An 18,296-nucleotide genomic window follows, 5' to 3' on the forward strand; every position below is an offset into this window, starting at 1 on the left:
TACGAATCGTCGCCGAACCGGTGGCCGGCCGTCACCGCATTTACCGGGGTCCGGCGGATCGCGAACCGCTGACCGAGCGGCGCTCGGCGCTGTTCACGCCTCCTGCTGGGCGGACGGGGTACGCCACCGCGCGGAGATCGGCTCGATCGCGATGCTGAGCGCGATGAGCGCCAGAGCCGCGGCCGGAACGAGGTGGCCGGAGAAGACAGCCGCGACGGTCAGAACCGCCAGGTTGGGCAGCAGCCAGCCGAGGATCCGGGTGGGGCGGTAGCCGATCGTGCGGGTGCCCAGGAGCGCGTTGTTGAGGAAGAAGACGGCGAGGGCAAGGCAACACAGCCGCAGGGCGTCGCCGGACGGCTGGCCCTCGGCCGCGGCGGTGACCAGCGAGCCCAGGCCCGCGGCCAACGCCATCAGGGCGGCCACCGGCAGGAAGTGGCCGACGACGAAGAGGTAGATCGTGAGGCGGAACGCCGCGTCCCGGCGAGCTGACACGGCCGCCTCGGCCACCGCGGAACCGAAGTCGAAGTAGAGCCACCAGAGCGCGGCGAGGACCAGGAATCCGGCCAGGCCGGTCACGACCGCGATGGTCGAAGCGTCGGCGGAGGAGATCGCGACCACGATCTGGGCGATTCCCTCGCCCAACACGATGATGATGAAGAGCCCGAACCGTTCGACCAGATGACCGACCGCGAGCTGGCCCTCCAGCAGCCCCTGCCGCTCCAGGCGGGCACCGGACCGCGCCCGGAACCACGGGACGATCTCCACCACCAGTCCGGCGAGCCACAGGACGTAGGTCAGTGGCGGCGGCACCGGGATCGACACGATCCACAGCACCGCCGAGGCGGCCCGGGGCCACATCGCCGCTCCGGCCCGCGGGCCCGGCCGCTTCAACGCCCCGACGACGAGCAACATGATCCGTCCGGCGGCATACCCCGCCGCGTACAGAGCCGGGTCCCCGTGCGCCGCCTTCGTCGCGGCCCCCGCCATGACCAGGAGCGCCGCCATCTGGGTCAGCACCGAGAGCCGCCTGCCGGCGCCGCCCTCACCCGCGACGTTCAGGTACAGCGTCGAACCAGTCCACACCCACCAGGCGGGCAGGAACAGCAGCAGCATCGCCAGCCCCGCCGTCCACGAGGGATGCTCGGCCAGCGGATGCGCCAGCTGTGCCACCAGGGCTACGAAGAGTAGGTCGTAGAACAGTTCCAGCCAGCCGGCGTGTCGGTCGTCCTCCCTCGGCACCCGACGAGCATGGCACCCGTGGCCGAAGGCCCGTACGGGTCGGGCCGGGTGGGAGCGGGCGGTCGACCGTGAGTAACCGTGCGACGTCCGGACGAGCGCCTCGCTCGCCCCTGGCGCTGGGTCCGAGCGGGCATTTCGGCGGTGGGTTACCTTTTCCGGCATGCGGATAAGAGCCCCCGAACTGGTCGGGCGTGGTGGATGGCTGAACACCGGCGGCCGGGAGTTCGAGTTGTCGGACTTTCGGGGTCGCTTCCTGCTGATCGACTTCTGGACCTTCTGCTGTATCAACTGCCTCCACGTCCTGGAGGAGCTCCGTCCCCTCGAGGAGAAGTACTCCGACGTCCTGGTCGTGGTGGGCGTGCACTCCCCGAAGTTCGCCCACGAGGCGGAGGAGGCCGCGGTGCACTCGGCGATCGAACGGTACGCCGTACGCCACCCGGTCCTCGACGACCCCGACTTCACGACCTGGCAGGCCTACACCGCCCGCGCCTGGCCGACCCTGACGCTGGTCGACCCGGAGGGCTACATCGTCGCGCAGTACTCCGGTGAGGGGCACGCGCACGCGCTGGACGCCCTGCTGACCGAACTCGTCCCGGCCTACGACGCCCGGGCGACGCTCCGCCGGGCGTCCTCGCCGTACGTCCCACCGCCGCCGCCGGACACGGTCCTGCGCTTCCCTGCCAAGGCCATCCCGCTGCCGAGTGGTGAGTTCCTCGTCGCCAACGCCGGTGGCCACGACCTGGTCGACCTCGCCGACGACCTGGAGACCGTCGTACGCCGGATCGGCACCGGGGAGCGCGGCTTCCTCGACGGCGGACCGCGCGAGGCGGCGTTCCGGGAGCCCAACGGCGTGTGCGCGCTACCCGCCGAGGAGGCCGCGGAGGTCGGCTACGACCTGGTGGTCGCCGACACGGCCAACCACGCGCTGCGCGGCGTCCGCCTCGCGACCGGCCAGGTCCACACCCTCGCCGGCAACGGCACGCAGTGGATGCAGGGCGACGGAGACGGCGCGCTGTCCAGCCCCTGGGACGTGACGTGGTACGCCGGCCAGGTGTGGGTGGCGATGGCCGGGATCCACCAGCTGTGGACGTTCGACCCGCGCTCCCGCGAGGTGCGCCCGGCAGCCGGAACGACCAACGAGGGGCTCGTGGACGGGCCACTGGACCAGGCGTGGTTCGCGCAGACGTCCGGGCTCGCGGTCTCCAACGACGGGAGCCGGCTGTGGCTGGTCGACTCCGAGACCTCCTCCTTGCGCTACGTCGAGGATGGCGAGGTCCACACCGCCGTCGGCACCGGCCTGTTCGACTTCGGGCTGCTCGACGGTTCGAGCACCGAGGCGTTGTTCCAGCACCCGCTCGGCGTGACCGTCCTGCCGGACGACTCGGTGGCGGTGCTCGACACCTACAACGGCGCCGTACGCCGCTTCGACCCCGCGGCCCGGAGCGTGACGACGTTGCTCACCGGGCTGGCCGAGCCGAGTGGGGCGGTGGTCGACGGGGAGACGCTGGTCGTCGCCGAGTCCGCCGCCCACCAACTGGTGCGCTATCCGCTGAGTGTCACGGCGCGGGAGGTCCGCGAGTTCGCCCACGAGACCCAGCGGCCCGTGACGCAGGTCGCCCCGGGCGAGGTCGACCTCATTGTCGAGTTCGTGCCACCTCCCGGGCAGAAGCTCGACGACAGCGAGGGCCCCCCGACCCGGTTGTTCGTGTCCGCGACCCCGCCGGCGCTGCTGCGCGAGGGCGAGGGACGCGGCACCGAGCTGACCCGCCGGCTCGTCCTCGACCCCGCGGTCGGAGACGGCGTCCTGCACGTCGCCGCGACCGCCGCGAGCTGTGATGTGGGCGTCGACCATCCGGTCTGCCACATCCACCAACAGGACTGGGGTGTGCCGATCCGGTTGGCCGAGGGCGCGCAGGCCCGGCTCACGCTCATGCTCGGCGGTGCCGTCGAGGTGTAGGGCGCCCCGCGTGTCCCACATCGAGCGATAGATTCGGGCTGATCAGCAGGGCGGATGAGGGCGGCGATGGATCGGACCGAGCGCATCTTGGCCGCCGCGGCCGAACTCTTCGTTCGGTTCGGGGTGAGCAAGACGACCGTCGACGAGATCGCCCGGGCCGCCGGCATCTCCAAGGGCGCCATCTACCTCGAGTTCCGGGGCAAGGACGCGCTGGTCGACGCGCTCATCCAGCACGAGCTCCGCGCCTACCTCCTCGCCTCGAGTAACCGCATCGAAGCCGACGAGGAGGGCGGCCGGCTCTCCCGGATCTACCGTCACTGCACCGCCGAACTCCTTCGGCGTCCGTTCCTCCGGGCCCTCTACACCCGCGACTTCGACGTCCTGGGCGGACAACTGCGACGTTACGGCCCACAGCGGGCGACGCCCCGGCTCGCCCTGAGCGAGTCCTTCGTCGAACGGCTGCGAGCCGCCGGACTCATCCGTCCCGACGTCGACGTCCAGACGGTGAGCCACCTGATGGCGGTCATTTCCGCCGGCATGGTCACGATCGGGTCGCTGGCGGGGGAGACGAGTCCGGTGCTGCTCGGCCAGACGCTCGACCTGGTGGGCGACATGATGGCCGCGACGGTGGAGACACCGCCGGGGCAGGGCGATGTCGACGCGGGCAAGCGGGCCTTCGCCGACCTGGCCGACCAGCTCGTGGCCGGAATCACGGGCGGCACGGGCGGGCACTCCGACCAGGGCCAGTGAGTCGATCTCAGGTGCTGCCGGTGCACGCCGCCCGAGCCAGCTGGTCGGGCACCTCACCGCGATCCGGACCGTTGCGGATCATGGACGTACGAAACGGGCAGCAGCGGGCAGCTCGGACCCACACCGGGCCGGCCGTCCGCTTGTTCGAGATCGATGGGTAGCGTGCCGCCATGACTTCAAAGCCGTTACTGCGCGTCAACCGGCTCACGCACGCCTACGGCCCCCATGTCGTCCTGGACGAGGTCTCGTTCGAGGTGAAGGCGGGCGCGGCGGTGGCGGTCATCGGACGCAACGGAACCGGCAAGAGCACCCTGCTCCGCTGTATCACCGGCGCGGAGAAGCCCAGCGGCGGCACGATCACCTTCAACGGCAAGCCGTACGACGAGACCTCGGAGCAGCTGCGCCGGGACGTGGCGACGGTCTTCGACGACATCGATTTCTTCCCCGATCTGACGGTGGCCGAGCACCTCGATCTGCTGGCCCGGGCGCACGGCGTTCCCAACGTCGAGGACGCGGTCGACGAGACGCTGCGCCAACTCGGCATCGACAACGCGAGCCGGCAGTTCCCGAGCACGCTCTCCTCCGGTCAGAGACACCGGCTCGCCCTGGCCACGGCGTTCGTACGACCACGCCGCCTGCTGGTGCTCGACGAACCCGAGCAGCGACTCGACGTCGAGGGTCGGCAGTGGCTGGCCGAGAAGCTGCGCGCCGACCTCCAGGACGGGGTGTCCGTGGTGTTCGCCAGCCACTCGCCCGACCTGATCGACGCCGTGGCGACCAAGACGGTCCGGATCGGCGAGAAGGCATGACGGCCGAGGTCGACACCTCGCAGCCGTTGGCCGTTCCGAGCCCGCGAGCGCTGCGCAAGGAACTCCGCGACCGCCGCCGCGAACACTCCGACCGCACGATCTGGCAGGCGCTGGACAGCCTCTACCTCTGGCTGGTCTCCTTCCTGATCCTCGGCTCGATGAGCGGGGCCATCGTCGCCCGGGCGTGGTCGCAGATCGGCGAGTGCGCCGACGCCACCAGCTGTGTCGACGCCCGCGACGTCATCCCGCTGCCGTTGGCGGTGGCGGTCTTCGCGCTGGCGCTGCGCATGCTGGTGGCGCTCGGTCCGGTGGTGTCGAGCCGGGCCGGAGCCAGCTTCATGCTGAGCGCGCCGGTGGATCGCCGCGGTCTGCTCCTGCGTCCCGCGTTCGGCCTGCTGGCCGGCGGTCTCGTACTCGGCGCCGGCGTGGTGACCGGACTGGTCCTGCTCACCTCGCCCCACCCCAGCGCCGTCGGCGCGGGTGCCGTTGCCGGTGCGGCGCTCGGTGTTCTGACGGTCGCGGGAGCCATCCTCGCGCAGCGGACCTCGACGGCCCGCAAGGTGATGGGCATCTGTTGTGACGTCCTGATCGTCGCCGCGCTCGCCGTCGTCCCGCTGTTCCTGTTCGGTGTGGCGGTCCCCACCACGGCCTGGGCGGAGCCCCTCCACCTCCTCGTCGCCGCCGTCGTGGTCGCGGTCGGCGCGGTCGCGGCGACCAGCACCGCCGTGGCGAAGCTCGGCCGGATGCCACGCCGGGAGGTCGTGGCCGGCGGGGACCTGCTGTCCGGGCTGTCCGGAGCGGCGGCCTCCATGGACACCTCGATGGTCTCCGACATGCTGGTGGCGCGGAGGTTCCGGCTCAAGGGCGCCGCGCACACCCGGCGGGGGCACGGCAGCGGACTGGTCGGGGTGGCCTGGCGGGAGGCGCAGCGCGCGCTCCGGTCGCCGCAGCGGCTGGCGCTCGCCGTCGTGCTGCTGGTGGTGCCCTACGCCGTCGACCGGGTTGGCGTGTCCGCCGCGGCCCCACTGATCGCCGCCATCGTCGGTTATCTCGCCGTGCGGCCCCTGTCGGGCGGGCTGCACGCGGTGTCCCGTTCGGCGGGACTGCGCCGTATGTTCCCCGACGACGACCTGCCGCTGCGAACGGCGTTCAGCGCCCCGCTGCTGGTGGGGGCCGCGGTGTGGAGTCTCGCCGTCGTACCCGCCATCGAGGGAACGGCCGGGCTGATCGGGCCGGCCACGGGTGTCCCGCCGTTCGCCGCCTGGGTGGCGTTGGCGGGGACGATCGCCGCCGGGGTGATCCGCTCGGCGCGGCGGAGGCCGGTGAGCTACGAGGGCCAGCTCGTCTCGACGCCGGCGGGTGCGCTGCCGGCCGGGTTCGTCGCACAGATCTTCCGTGGCCCGGACTTCGTGCTCGTCGGCATCCTGCCGCTGGCGTTCGGCCTGCCGTGGATCGTCGTGCTCCTGCTGCCGGTGCTGTTGTTCACCTTCGCGCTCATGTCACGCAAGTGACGCGCACGATGTGCACCTGAGAGGCGCCGACAGGCCCTGACTTCGTAAGCGGGCCGGGGCATGCCCCACGAAGGGACCTGCCCCGGACCTGCGCGCCGCGGCGACCTCAGCCGATCCAGACCGTCTTGGTGTTGCAGAACTCCCGCGGCCCGGGCGCGCCGAGCTCGCGGCCGTAACCCGAGTGCTTCACGCCGCCGAAGGGCAGGGCGGGGTACGACGCGACCATGCCGTTGACGAACACCAGGCCGGCCTCGAGGTCGCGGACGAACGCCGCCTGCTCCGCGGAGTCCTGGGTCCAGGCGTTCGCGCCGAGCCCGAACGGCGTGATGTTCGCGATCTCGACAGCCTCCTCGAGCGAGCCGACGCGGTAGAGGTGGGCGACCGGACCGAACACCTCGTCGGCGTACATCTGCATCGACGGGGTGACGTCGGCGATGACCGTCGGCGGGTACCACCAGCCGGCGCGGTCAGGGGTGTCACCACCGCAGAGCACCTTCGCGCCCTTGCCGACGGCGTCGGCGACGAGCTGCTCGACGGAGTCGCGTCCGGACTCGGTGGCCAGCGGCCCCATGTCGGTGTCGTCGGCCATCGGGTCGCCGACCCGCAGCGCGGACATCGACGCGACGAACCGCTCGGCGAACTCGTCGTAGACGTCCTCGTGGATGATGAAGCGCTTCGCGGCGATGCAGCTCTGGCCGTTGTTCTGACAGCGGGCGACGGTGGCGACCTTCACCGACTCCTCGAGGTCGGCCGAGGGCATCACGACGAAGGGGTCCGAGCCGCCCAGCTCCAGCACCGTCTTCTTGATCGCCTTCCCGGCGATCGCGGCGACGGCGGCTCCGGCGGGTTCGCTGCCGGTGAGGGTCGCGGCGCGGACGCGGGGGTCGGTGAGGACGCGTTCGACGTCCCTCGAGCCGATCAGCAGGGTGGCGAACGCGCCCTCGGGGAAGCCGGCGCGGGTGAAGAGCTGGTCGAGGTACAACGCGGTCCGCGGGACGTTGGACGCGTGCTTGAGCAGGCCGGTGTTGCCTGCCATCAGGGCCGGCGCGGCGAACCGGACGACCTGCCAGAGCGGGAAGTTCCACGGCATCACGGCGAGCACGGGGCCGATCGGCTGGTAGCTGACGTACGCGCGTGACGCACCGACCTGGGACGGGTCGGCGAGGGGCTCGTCGGCCAGCAGGCCGGCGGCGTTGTCGGCGTAGTAGCGCATGCCGGCCACGCACTTGGCGGCCTCGCCGCGGGCCGAGGTGAGCGTCTTGCCCATCTCGGTCGTCACGGTCTTCGCCACCTCGTCGCTCTCGGCTTCGAGGAGGTCGGCGGCGGCGCGCAGCCACTCCGCGCGGGTGTCGAAGGTCGTACGCCGCAACGTCCGAAACGCCTCCTCCGCTCCCGCGAGTCGCCGGTCCACCTCTTCGGCCGGGTGGGGGTCGAACTCCTCGAGGGTCTCGCCGGTGGCGGGATTGACGGTGGCGATCGGCATAGGAAACTCCTTCCGGAACGCTTCGGGCTGGGCTTCGAGCCCATCCTCCACGTTCATCCTCCCGCGCCGCTCCGCTGATCACGATCGCGATCATGAAGTCGGTCAGTCACAGACGCGCCGGCAGGCCTGGTGATCCCGATCGTGGGCACGGCGCGGAGGTGGGTGCGCAGGGCGGCCGGACACGGCCAGCTCAGCGGTCTTTACAACGTTGTTCGTCCCGAATAGACACGTCGGACAAGTCCAGCAGTTCGGACACCCCGAAGCGACAGCCCCGCGTGCGGGACCAGCCCTCGTGCGGGGCGGCACCGAGCGCGACAACACCGAGCGCGACAACACCCGAGCGAGAACGCCACACCGAACGAGACGTCCCCCACCCCGCGCCCCACCCCCGCCTCCACCGCAGGGGCGCCACACGCGCATGCCTGGCGTACGGACCTCGAAGGAGCTCGCACATGCAGATACGCCGGCGGATTCGGTCCGCGAGAGTCGTCGCTCTCGCCGCCTGCGCCACCCTCGGCGCGACCGCCCTGTCCTCCCTCTCCCTCGCGACACCGCGGACCGCGGCCGCGAGCGACCCTCCGACCTACACCAACGAGGTCACCCGGGGCTACTCCATCGACTTTCCCGACCCGGCGGTGATGCGCGGCAAGGACGGCCAGTGGTACGCGTACTCGACCGGCGGACCGTTCGAGGAGTCGGGACAGACGAGTTCCGCGTACAAGATCGCGACCTCACCCGACCTGGTGCACTGGCGAAGCGCGGGTGACGTCTTCCCCGACGGGCACCGGCCGACCTGGGCGACCGCGACGACCGGCTTCTGGGCGCCGGACATCCGCTACCTCAACGGGAAGTACCTGCTCTACTTCACCGTCCCCGACACCACGACGAGCATGCAGGGCTTCGACCCGGCGATCGGCGTGGCCACCGCGCCCACCCCGGCCGGGCCCTGGGCTCCGTCGGAGGAGCCGGTGATCCCGGCCAAGCCGGTCGGCACGGGCTACGACACGGTGATCGACCCCGCGCTGTTCACCGACGCCACAGGTACGCACTACCTGTACTACGGCGGCTTCGGCACCGGGATCTGGGTGGTGAAGCTCTCCGACGACGGCCTGCGCGCGGTCACCGAGCCGACGCACATCGCGGCGTCGCGGTACGAGGGTCCCAACGTGTTGGAGCGGGACGGCTGGTACTACCTGTTCGGGTCCTCGGCCAACTGTTGCGCCGGTCCGACGACCGGGTACAGCGTCTTCGTCGGGCGCTCACGCAGCCCACTCGGGCCCTTCGTCGACCGGCTGGGCGTACCCATGCTGGCCAGTCGCGCCGGCGGCACGCCGGTCCTCGCCCCCAACGGCAACACCTGGATCGGCACCGGTCACCACTCGGCCGCGCTCGACGCGAGCGGGCAGACCTACATGGCCTACCACGCGATCGACCGGAACGACCCCTGGCTCGACGTCTCGCCCGGCTTCACCATGCGGCCGATGAACCTGGACCGGATGGACTGGATCGAGGGCTGGCCGATCGTCCGGGCCGGACTCGGCGCCTCCGACGACCCGCAGCCCGCGCCGGTCGTACGGGGCCAGGTGGACGACCGGTTCGAGGACCCCGCCGCGACCACCGACCGCTTCCGCACCTCGGGCGGCGGCCTCACGGTCGCGGGCCCCGACCCGGCGTCGGACTCCGGCCGGTTCGCCCGGCTGGCCGGCACGCCGACCGTGCTCTCGGCGCGGGTCCTGTCCCAGGCCGACGTCCGGGTGGAGGCCGACGTCCGGGTACCGGCCGGCGATGGGGGCGGTGCCGGCAGCGTCGGCGTCCTCGCCCGGGCGCGGGACGCGAAGTCCGGCGTACGGGCCATCCTGGACGCCGACCAGCACGAACTCCGGCTCGAGGCGCCCGTGGGATCCACGGTCCGGCGTGCGTCGGTCCCGCTCCCGTCGGGCTACGACACCTCCGCCTGGCACGTCCTCGCCCTGGAGGTGCGGGGCAGGCAGGTGAGCGCGAACCTCACCGACGCGCGGCTCGGCGACCCGTGGGCGAGTGTCAACCTGGACTTGCCGCGGTCCCTGGACCGGCCCGGCCGGCCCGGCCGGGCCGGCCTCGTCGCCGACGGTACGGCCGAGGCGGACAATTTCTCCGCCGCGCCGCTGTACGTGCCGGTGACCAAGCGCGTCGCGGACCCGAAGCCCGGCCACGTCGATCCCGCCTCCTCCGACGAGTTCGACGCTGGACTCGGCTCCGGCTGGACCTGGCTGCGACCCGACGCCGCGGCCGAGGTACGCGACGGCGCGCTGGTGTGGCCGACGCAGACCGGCGACCTCGTGGGCGACGGCAGGCCCGGACTGCTGCTGCGCTCGGCGATGCCCGACGGTGACTACATGGTCGAGACGAAGCTCGGCATCGATCTCGGCGAGGACGTCGAACGCAACTACCAGCAGGGCGGGTTGATCGTCTACGTGGGCGACGACGAGTTCCTGCGACTCGACGTGGTGGCGGTCGGTCCGACCCGGATCACGGAGTTCGGCAAGGAGACGGTCTTCCAGGGCATCCGCTCCTGGGGCGGTGGTCTGATCGGGGCGCCGGCCACGACCACCTGGCTTCGCCTCCAGCACACCCGCGACCCGAAGACCCAGGAGCACAGGTTCCGTGCCGGTTCGAGCACCGACGGCAAGCACTGGACCTGGGGACTCACCTGGACGCTGCCCGCCGACAGCGAACCGCGGGTGGGGCTGGTCTCCCAGGGCTCCACGCCGGAGACGACGCAGGAGTTCGGCCCTGCCACCTCGGTGTTCGACTACTTCCGGGTCTCGCGCCCGTAGTGACGTTCGCCACCACGAGGCGAGGCGGAGTGTGGGGGTTCGCCCGGTGACCACCGCTGGGCGGACCCCTCCGCGGCACGCGCCGGATCGGTGCCGGAGCGTTAGCCGGCACGTAAGGTTGCGAGGGTTGTTGTCTGAAAGGAGACAAGCCCCCCGTGTCTGTCACCCGATTTGGTCTCCAGATACCGAATTTTACCTATCCCGACGTTCCTGACGCCCAACTCTTCGAGCGTGTCGCGGCGATCGCCGGGACGGCCGAGCAGGCCGGTTTCGACTCGATCTGGGTCATGGATCACTTCTACCAACTGCCCGGAATCGGCCCGGAGGACGCGCCGATGTTCGAGGCGTACAGCCTGCTGTCCGCGCTGGCCGCCCGCACCTCCAAAGCCAAGCTGGGCACGATGGTCACCGGTGTGACCTACCGCAACCCCGCCTTGCTCGCCAAGACCGTCACGGTGCTCGACGTGATCTCCTCCGGTCGCGGAATTCTCGGTATCGGTGCCGCATGGAACGAGAGCGAGCACCGTGGATACGGATTCGAGTTCCCGCCGACCCGCGAACGGATGGACCGGCTGGAGGAAGCTCTCCAGATCTGTCGGGCGATGTTCACCGAACATTCGCCGAGCTTCAGCGGGAAGTACTACCAGATCAACAATGCCTACAACGTCCCGCGGCCGGTCACCCCGGGCGGCCCGCCGATCATGATCGGCGGCGGTGGCGAGAAGCGCACGCTGCGCATGGTCGCGAAGTACGGCGACGCCTCCAACATCTTCGGTGACATCGCCACGATCCAGCACAAGCTCGCGGTGCTGGGCCAGCACTGTGCCGACGTCGGTCGCGACCCGGCCGAGATCACCAAGACGAAGCTGGCCACCCTGCTGATCGGCCCGGACGAGAAGGCGGCGCAGGCCAAGATCGACCACATGCGTTCGCTCGGTGTCGACGATGCGTGGCTGCGTCAGACCGCGATCGTCGGATCGCCGGAGCAGGTGCTCGAACAGGTGAAGGAACACTTCGACGCCGGCCTGGACGGTCTGCTCTTCAACATGCCTGACGGGCACGACCTGGAGACGGTCGCCCTGGCGGGCGAGACCCTCGCGAAGTACGTCTGAGGGCGGAGAACGTGCGACGCCCGGGTCGACGGTGGGGGGAGTCCGTCGGCCCGGGCGCCAGTTCGTGGGACCTGAGGTCGTGGAGTCCAGCGTCTCAGAACGCGGACTCGGCCAGTGTCATCAGGTCGTTGTCGGTCGCTTCGGCGATCCTACGTTCGGACCGCAGCCGGGGCAGCACCTGCGCGCAGAACCAGCGGGCGGCGGCGACCTTTCCCTCGTAGAAGGCGCGGTCGTCGTCGTTGAGGTCGCCCTCCAGCCGGGTGAGCGCCACCTCCGCCTTTCGGAGCAGGAGCCACGCGCTCACCACGTCGCCGAGGGCGAGCAGGAGACGGGTGGTGTTCTGGCCGACCTTGTAGAGGTTGGCCGGGTCGGCGTCGGGTGCCTGCGGCTGCGAGCTGAGCAGGAAGTCGACCATCGCGGTCACGATGGCCTGGGTGTCCTCGAGCGCCTTGCCCAGCAGGCCGCGTTCGACCTCGAGTTTCCCGTTGCCGGCGTCGGACTTCACGAACGCCTGGATCTCACCGGCCAGCCTGCCGAGGGCCTGACCCTGGTCGCGGACGATCTTGCGGAAGAACAGGTCCTGGCCCTGGATCGCGGTGGTGCCTTCGTACAACGTGTCGATCTTGGCGTCGCGCACGTACTGCTCGATCGGATAGTCCTGCAGGAACCCCGATCCGCCGTAGGTCTGCAGGGACTCCGAGCCGAGCAGCGTCCACGCGCGTTCGGAGCCGTAGCCCTTGACGATCGGGAGCAGCAAATCGTTGAGTCCGGCCGCGTCGCGGTCCTTGCTGCCCGCCTGGACGCTGACCTCGACGGCGTCCTGCACCGAGGCGGTGTAGAGCACGAGCGCCCGCATCCCTTCGGCGTAGGCCTTCTGGGTCAGCAGCGAACGGCGTACGTCGGGATGGTGCGTGATCGTCACCCGCGGCGCGGTCTTGTCGGCCATCTGGGTCAGGTCGGCGCCCTGGACGCGTTGCTTCGCGTAGTCGAGCGCGTTGAGGTAGCCGGTCGACAGCGTCGCGATCGCCTTGGTGCCGACCAGCATCCGCGCGTACTCGATGATCTGGAACATCTGCCGGATGCCGTCGTGGACGTCGCCGAGCAGGAGGCCCACCGCGGGTTCGCCGTCGCCGAAGGTGAGCTCGCAGGTCGTGGAGACCTTCAGGCCCATCTTGTGTTCGAGGTTCGTGGCGTGGACGCCGTTGCGCTCGCCCATGGCACCGGTCGTCGGGTCGACGTGGAACTTCGGCACGATGAAGAGCGACAGCCCCTTCGTGCCCGGACCGCCCGCGCCCTCGACGCCGACGGGTCGGGCCAGGACGAAGTGGATGATGTTGTCGGTGAGGTCGTGCTCGCCGTTGCTGATGAAGCGCTTGACGCCCTCGAGGTGCCAGGTGCCGTCGGGCTGCGGATAGGCCCTGGTCCGCCCGGCGCCGACGTCGGAACCCGCGTCGGGTTCGGTGAGCGCCATCGTCGCGGACCAGCGGTTCTCGACCATGAACCTGGCGAGCCGCTTCTGCGTCTCGTTGCCGTTGAGCCACAGCGCGTGGGCGAAGCGCGCGGCCCGCTGGCGTACATGAAGACCGCGGGATGCGCGCCGAGGATGAGTTCGGAGACGGCCCAGCGCAGCGAGGGTGGGCAGGGCTGGCCGCCGAGCTCCGGTGGGATCTCCAGCCGCCACCACTCCGCGTCCATCCAGGTGTCATAGCTCTTCTTCAACGCGTCACCGACGCGAACGGTGCGGGTCTGCCGGTCGAAGACGGGAGGGGCGAGGTCGGTCTCGGCGAAGGAGGCGGCGACGTCCTCGCGGGTGAGGCGCTCGACCTCGCCCAGGATGCTGCGCGCGGTGTCGAGGTCGATGTCGGCATAGCGACCGGTGCCGAGCAGGTCGGCACGCCCGAGCACGTCGAAGAGCGTGAACTCGATGTCACGGAGATTGCTCTTGTAGTGGCTCATCGTCCTCCTCAGGACGCGTTCCGGCGGGGTGGCGGTGTCGCCGCCGCGAAAGGCTACCTGCGGGTAACTTCCGCGTGACCATGGTGCGCTCGATCACCGGACTCGCACAAGTCGGGCATCGGTGTGACCCCTGTCACCCGGCGGCGTCACCCGGCGGCGTCACCCGGCGGTGTCGTCCGGGGTGTGTCCGGCCACGAGCGCCCGAATCGCCTCGCCGGCCATCGCCGGGTCGACGTCGCCGAACAGGGCCTGCTGCAACATGAAGCCGGGGAGTACGCCGAGCAGGATCGGGGCGACCCGCTCCGCCGGAACGCGGGGGCTGATCTCGCCGCGTCGCTGGTAGTTGCGGACCAGTTGGGTGGCGAGCTCGCGCATCGTCCGGACGAGCTCGCGCAGCCGTTCGGCCAGCTCCGGTGAGCGGACGGCCTCGCCCCAGATCTGGATGGCCATGCGGGCCAGGCCGTCGGAGCGGTCGCGCTCCTGGATGGCCGTACACATCACGACGAACGCCTCGTCGATGGGCGGTGGCGGATCGGCCTCCACCAGCGGCTGGAACGCCGCGCGGATGTCGGTGAGTGCCTCGGCCGCGATGGCGACCACGATCTCGTCCTTGCTCGCGAAGTAGCGGTAGACCGCGCCGGCCGACAGTTCCGCCTCGCGCAGGATGTCCTGCATCGAGGTGGCGTGGAAGCCGTTGTGGACGAAGCAGCGCCGGGCCGCGGCGAGGATCTGCTGGCGGCGGGCGTCGAGGTGTTCCTGGGAGACACGGGGCACGACCACGAACATAAAACGAACGTTCCCTCTTGACAACGCGTGATCATCCGCCGATGCTGCGAGCACGGTTAAAAGAACAATCGTTCGTTTTATGGGAGGTGCGTCATGCCGACCGTCAGCTCCGGCCACGATGGCCGCCGACTGTGGGCCGCGACCCTGTTCGCACCCGCGCTCGTGGCCGTGGTGCTCACGATGTTCGCCTGGCCGGCCTCCCGGCTCGCCCCGCACGACCTGCCGATCGGTGTGGCCGGCCCTGCGGCGGTCGCCACCGGCGTCGCGCAGAGCCTCACCGAAGCGGCGGGACCGGACGCGTTCGACGTCCACCGCTACGCCGACGAGGCCGCGGCACGGGAGGCGATCCGGGACCGGGAGGTCTACGGCGCGGTCGTCGCCGGCCCGGGCGGCGTCACGCTGTTGACCGCCTCCGCGGCGAGCCCCCTCGTGTCGGGGCTGATGACCCAGGCGCTGACGGAGCAGGCCGCCGGCGCGGACCCCGCGATGCGTCCGCGCGTGGTGGACGTCGTACCGACCACCGCCGACGACCCGCGCGGCGTGGTGTTCGGCAGCGCCCTGCTGCCGCTGGTGATGGCCGGTCTGGTCACCGGCGCGTTGTTCGGGCTTCGCACCCGGCCGGGAGTGAAGCAGGCCGTGGCGATCCTCGTGTCGTCCGCACTGGCGGGACTGGTCGTGGCCGGCATCGCCCAGGGCTGGTTGGGGGCCCTGGGCGGCGACTGGTGGGTCAACGCCACGGCGGCGGGGCTGACGGTGCTCGCGATCGCGGCCGCAGTCGCCGGTGCGGTAGCGGTCGTCGGCGTCGCCGGCGCGGGCCTCGTCGCGGTTCTCCTCATGGTGGTCGGCAACCCGCTGTCCGGGGTCACCTCGGCGCCGGAACTGCTGCCCCGCTGGGCCGGCGTCACCGGTCAGCTGCTGCCACCGGGCGCGGGCGGGACGCTGCTTCGCGGTACGTCGTTCTTCGACGGGGCGGGCGGCGGACGTCCGCTGGTCGTCCTCGGGGTGTGGGCGGTCGTCGGGCTCACCTGCGTCCTGCTCGGCGCACTGCGCCGGCACGGCGACCCCGTCGAACCCGCCCGGCACACCGCCACCGCCGCAGCGGCTTGAGTCCCGGTCGAGGTGGGGCTAGTCCGGTACGACGGCGACGGCCTCCACCTCGACCAGGAACTCCGGCCGCACCAGTGCCGCCACCTGGACCAGGCTGCTCGCGGGGTTGGGCTGGTCGCCCGGCGCCGGTCGCACGAAGTCGTCGCGTACGTCGCGGATCACCTGCACCTGGCTGACGTCCACGAGGTACCACGTGAGGCGTACGACGTCGCTCCAGCCCGAGCCGAGGGCCGTCAGGATCTGCTCGAGGTTCCGCATCGCCTGCCGGGTCTGCGCCTCGAGGTCGCCGGGCCCGACGACCGCGCCGTCCGCTCCGGTGGCCACCTGGCCGGAGACGAAGGCGAGCTTCCCGGTGGTCGTGACGGCGTGGGCGTAGCCGGGCCCGGGCGGCAGGCCGGGTGCGGTGTTCAGGCGGTCGAGGATGGGCATGGCCGTCAGGCTACGGGCTATGCCACCGGCCGGCACCGCTGTCCGGATCCAGCCTCACGCTCTGCCGTGCCGGTGCTGCCCTGGGCTACCGGCGCTTGGGTGGACCCGGAATACTCGGAGGCGTGACCATCCCCGTGGCCGCTCCGCCCGAGATGTTCGGTTCCGTCGTTCCCTCTGATCTGTTGCCGTGGGGGTGGGCGGAGGAGCGACTGGTCGCCGCGCAGACCTACTGGGTCGCCACCTCCCGCCCGTCCGGCCGTGCGCACGTCAGACCCGTTCGTGGAGTCTGGTCCGAGGACGGGTTCGTGTTCTCGACCGGATCGCCGGTGGTGGCTGGCATCCTCACGGTCAACCCCGAGATCGCCGTCCATCTGGAAAGCGGGCAGGACGCCGTCATCGTGGAGGGCACCGCCGAACGCCTCACCGAACCCGACGCGCTGGAGGACTACGTCCAGGCGACCAACCACAAGTACGCCCGACGCGCCTTCGTGGCCGGGGAAGCCGTCGCGGGAGCGGGGATACCGCCGGGCCCGGCGTTCCGGGTGAGCCCGTCCGTCGTCTTCGGGTGGGACGTGGGCCTGCACAACCCGACCCGGTGGAGCTGGTCGGCCTCTTCCAGGGCCCGGCTACGCTGAGGGCGGTCGTAACCGCCTCACCGGTCAGGATGGGCAATTAACACGATGCGTCAGATCGGCGTCTTCAGCGGAAGTGCACACCCCGAACTTGCTGAGGAGATCTGCGCCGACCTCGGCGTCGAGCTCGCGCCGTCGCACATTCAGCGGTTCAGCAACGACTGTCTGCAGGTTCAGCTCCAGGCCAACTGTCGGCAGCGCGACATCTACGTCGTGCAACCGCTGGTGCCTCCGGTCCAGGAGAACCTCATGGAGCTGCTCCTCATGCTCGACGCGGCGCGAGGCGCGTCCGCGGCCCAGATCACCGCGGTGATCCCGCACTACGCCTACGCGAGGTCGGACAAGAAGGACCAGCCACGCATCTCCATCGGTGGCCGGCTGGTCGCCGACCTGCTCGCCACCGCCGGCGCGAGCCGGGTACTCACGATGGCGCTGCACGCACCACAGGTGCACGGTTTCTTCAGCATCCCGGTCGATCACCTCAACGCCATCGCCGAACTCGCGAGGCACTTCGCCGGCCGTGACCTCAGCAACACGGTCGTGGTCTCACCGGATCTTGGTAACGCGAAGCCGGCCACGCAGTTCGCCCGGATCCTGAACGTCCCGGTCGCGGCGGGGAGCAAGCGCCGGTTGGCAGACGACCGGGTGGTCGTCGACGCGATCGTCGGAGACGTCCACGACAAGGACGTCATCGTGCTCGACGACGAGATCGCCACCGCCGGTTCGATCATCGAGCTGCTCGCCCGGCTGCGGGAGCACCACGTACGCCGGATCGCGCTCGCGTGCACCCACGGACTCTTCACCGGCAAGGCGATCCAGCGGCTCGCGGCGCAGAACGACATCGCCGAGATCGTGACGACCAACACCGTGCCGCTCGCGCCGGAGAAGGCGCTGCCCCACATCCAGGTGCGCTCCATCGCGCCGCTGTTCGCCGAAGCCATCCGGCGCATCCACCTGGGCGAATCAGTCAGCAGTCTCTTCGAGAGTTCCGGTCTGGAGGCGTAGGTGAACGGGCGAGTGTTCCTCGCCGGGGGTGGGGGCCCGGAAGACTCACAACCGCTCGACGTGGAGTTCGCACGCGCGGTGGGGGGCGGGCCGCTGTCGTACTGGCCGGTGGCGATGGAGCCTGATCGTCACGCCGAGTGTCAGGCGTGGATCCATCAGGTCTTCGATCCGCTCGGTGTGCGTGACATCCGGATGTGGACCGGCGAGGAGGAGCTGTCGCTCCCCGACTACCGCGGCATCTACATCGGCGGCGGCAACACCTACCGCCTGCTGTCGCTGGTCCGGCGCTGGGGCCTGCTCGAACCCCTGCGGGCCTACGTCGCGGCCGGCGGTGTCGTCCTCGGCGGAAGCGCGGGCGCCGCGCTGCTGGGCGCCGACATCAACACCGTCGCCCACCTGGACCGCAACGACGTCAAGCTCACCGAGACCGGCGGCGCCGACCTCGCGGCGGGCCACGGCATCTTCGTCCACCACCGCGACAGCGACCTTCCGCGCGAGATGGTCTGGGCGGCCACCTACCACCGGCCGGTGCTGGCTCTGACCGAACGCGCCAACGTCATCGTCAGCGGTAACGCCGTCACCGCGGTGGGCCCCGAGCCCGCGCTGGTGGTGACGCCGGGCGGCCGGCGCAAGCTCGCACCCGGCACGACGTCGTACGCCGGAAGCCCGGCCTGACCGCACCGCCCGTACGCGAGCCGGCGGCG

16 protein-coding genes are annotated in these 18,296 nt (G+C 70.8%); 11 read left to right on the forward strand and 5 right to left on the reverse strand.

Annotated features, from left to right (window positions below; translation table 11 throughout):
* Nucleotides 1-93: 93 nt before the first annotated feature.
* Entirely contained in the window at nt 94-1,239 is a 1,146-nt protein-coding gene (locus HEB94_RS09720; RefSeq protein ID WP_192749589.1) for a low temperature requirement protein A, read from the reverse strand.
* 160 nt (nt 1,240-1,399) lie between these two features.
* On the opposite strand from HEB94_RS09720, the gene HEB94_RS09725 reads away from it, so the two are divergent.
* The 4 genes from HEB94_RS09725 (at nt 1,400) to HEB94_RS09740 (ending at nt 6,266) form a co-directional block, all read left to right on the forward strand.
* Nucleotides 1,400-3,196 carry an NHL domain-containing thioredoxin family protein gene (locus HEB94_RS09725; RefSeq protein ID WP_192749590.1) on the forward strand — a complete coding sequence of 599 codons (1,797 nt, stop codon included), beginning with the start codon at nt 1,400-1,402 and terminating at the stop codon, nt 3,194-3,196.
* 66 nt (nt 3,197-3,262) lie between these two features.
* Nucleotides 3,263-3,946, forward strand: a complete 684-nt coding sequence (locus HEB94_RS09730; protein ID WP_192749591.1) for a TetR/AcrR family transcriptional regulator — start codon at nt 3,263-3,265, stop codon at nt 3,944-3,946.
* Between the two features lie 170 nt (nt 3,947-4,116).
* Nucleotides 4,117-4,755, forward strand: coding sequence for a heme ABC exporter ATP-binding protein CcmA (gene ccmA / locus HEB94_RS09735; protein ID WP_192749592.1), 639 nt, complete (start codon nt 4,117-4,119; stop codon nt 4,753-4,755).
* Nucleotides 4,752-6,266, forward strand: coding sequence for a DUF6297 family protein (locus HEB94_RS09740; protein WP_192749593.1), 1,515 nt, complete (start codon nt 4,752-4,754; stop codon nt 6,264-6,266). Before ccmA ends, HEB94_RS09740 begins: the two co-directional genes overlap by 4 nt.
* 106 nt (nt 6,267-6,372) lie before the next feature.
* Here HEB94_RS09740 and HEB94_RS09745 read toward each other — a convergent pair whose 3' ends face one another.
* Entirely contained in the window at nt 6,373-7,749 is a 1,377-nt protein-coding gene (locus HEB94_RS09745) for an NADP-dependent succinic semialdehyde dehydrogenase (protein ID WP_192749594.1), read from the reverse strand.
* Between the two features lie 452 nt (nt 7,750-8,201).
* Between HEB94_RS09745 and HEB94_RS09750 the strand changes: the two genes are divergently transcribed.
* Nucleotides 8,202-10,565, forward strand: a complete 2,364-nt coding sequence (locus HEB94_RS09750) for a glycoside hydrolase family 43 protein (RefSeq protein ID WP_192749595.1) — start codon at nt 8,202-8,204, stop codon at nt 10,563-10,565.
* 155 nt (nt 10,566-10,720) lie between these two features.
* Nucleotides 10,721-11,677 carry a TIGR03560 family F420-dependent LLM class oxidoreductase gene (locus HEB94_RS09755; RefSeq protein ID WP_192749596.1) on the forward strand — a complete coding sequence of 319 codons (957 nt, stop codon included), beginning with the start codon at nt 10,721-10,723 and terminating at the stop codon, nt 11,675-11,677.
* A gap of 94 nt (nt 11,678-11,771) precedes the next feature.
* Here HEB94_RS09755 and HEB94_RS09760 read toward each other — a convergent pair whose 3' ends face one another.
* Nucleotides 11,772-13,175, reverse strand: coding sequence for an acyl-CoA dehydrogenase family protein (locus HEB94_RS09760; RefSeq protein WP_425550410.1), 1,404 nt, complete (start codon nt 13,173-13,175; stop codon nt 11,772-11,774).
* 92 nt (nt 13,176-13,267) lie between these two features.
* Here HEB94_RS09760 and HEB94_RS55085 point away from each other — a divergent pair, with 92 nt between their 5' ends.
* Nucleotides 13,268-13,711 carry a hypothetical protein gene (locus HEB94_RS55085; RefSeq protein ID WP_475554209.1) on the forward strand — a complete coding sequence of 148 codons (444 nt, stop codon included), beginning with the start codon at nt 13,268-13,270 and terminating at the stop codon, nt 13,709-13,711.
* An 81-nt stretch (nt 13,712-13,792) separates the two neighbouring features.
* Here the strand turns inward: HEB94_RS55085 and HEB94_RS09765 are convergent, their stop codons facing one another.
* Nucleotides 13,793-14,407, reverse strand: a complete 615-nt coding sequence (locus tag HEB94_RS09765) for a TetR family transcriptional regulator (RefSeq protein WP_192749597.1) — start codon at nt 14,405-14,407, stop codon at nt 13,793-13,795.
* Between the two features lie 105 nt (nt 14,408-14,512).
* Here HEB94_RS09765 and HEB94_RS09770 point away from each other — a divergent pair, with 105 nt between their 5' ends.
* Nucleotides 14,513-15,526 carry an ABC transporter permease gene (locus HEB94_RS09770; RefSeq protein WP_192749598.1) on the forward strand — a complete coding sequence of 338 codons (1,014 nt, stop codon included), beginning with the start codon at nt 14,513-14,515 and terminating at the stop codon, nt 15,524-15,526.
* An 18-nt stretch (nt 15,527-15,544) separates the two neighbouring features.
* On the opposite strand, the gene HEB94_RS09775 is transcribed toward HEB94_RS09770, so the two are convergent.
* Nucleotides 15,545-15,955: a RidA family protein gene (locus HEB94_RS09775; protein WP_192749599.1), complete on the reverse strand. Its 411-nt coding sequence runs from the start codon at nt 15,953-15,955 to the stop codon at nt 15,545-15,547.
* Nucleotides 15,956-16,077: 122 nt separating this feature from the next.
* Here HEB94_RS09775 and HEB94_RS09780 point away from each other — a divergent pair, with 122 nt between their 5' ends.
* Genes HEB94_RS09780 through HEB94_RS09790 form a run of 3 tightly spaced genes read left to right on the forward strand, consistent with a single transcriptional unit; the run spans nt 16,078 to nt 18,267 of the window.
* On the forward strand, nt 16,078-16,590 hold the full coding sequence (locus tag HEB94_RS09780; RefSeq protein ID WP_192749600.1) for a pyridoxamine 5'-phosphate oxidase family protein: 513 nt from the start codon (nt 16,078-16,080) through the stop codon (nt 16,588-16,590).
* Between the two features lie 45 nt (nt 16,591-16,635).
* Nucleotides 16,636-17,592, forward strand: a complete 957-nt coding sequence (locus HEB94_RS09785) for a ribose-phosphate diphosphokinase (RefSeq protein WP_192749601.1) — start codon at nt 16,636-16,638, stop codon at nt 17,590-17,592.
* Nucleotides 17,593-18,267, forward strand: coding sequence for a Type 1 glutamine amidotransferase-like domain-containing protein (locus HEB94_RS09790; protein ID WP_192749602.1), 675 nt, complete (start codon nt 17,593-17,595; stop codon nt 18,265-18,267).
* Nucleotides 18,268-18,296: the final 29 nt, after the last annotated feature.

Origin of the sequence: Actinopolymorpha pittospori, from assembly GCF_014873875.1 — a bacterium.
GTDB lineage: Bacteria > Actinomycetota > Actinomycetes > Propionibacteriales > Actinopolymorphaceae > Actinopolymorpha > Actinopolymorpha pittospori.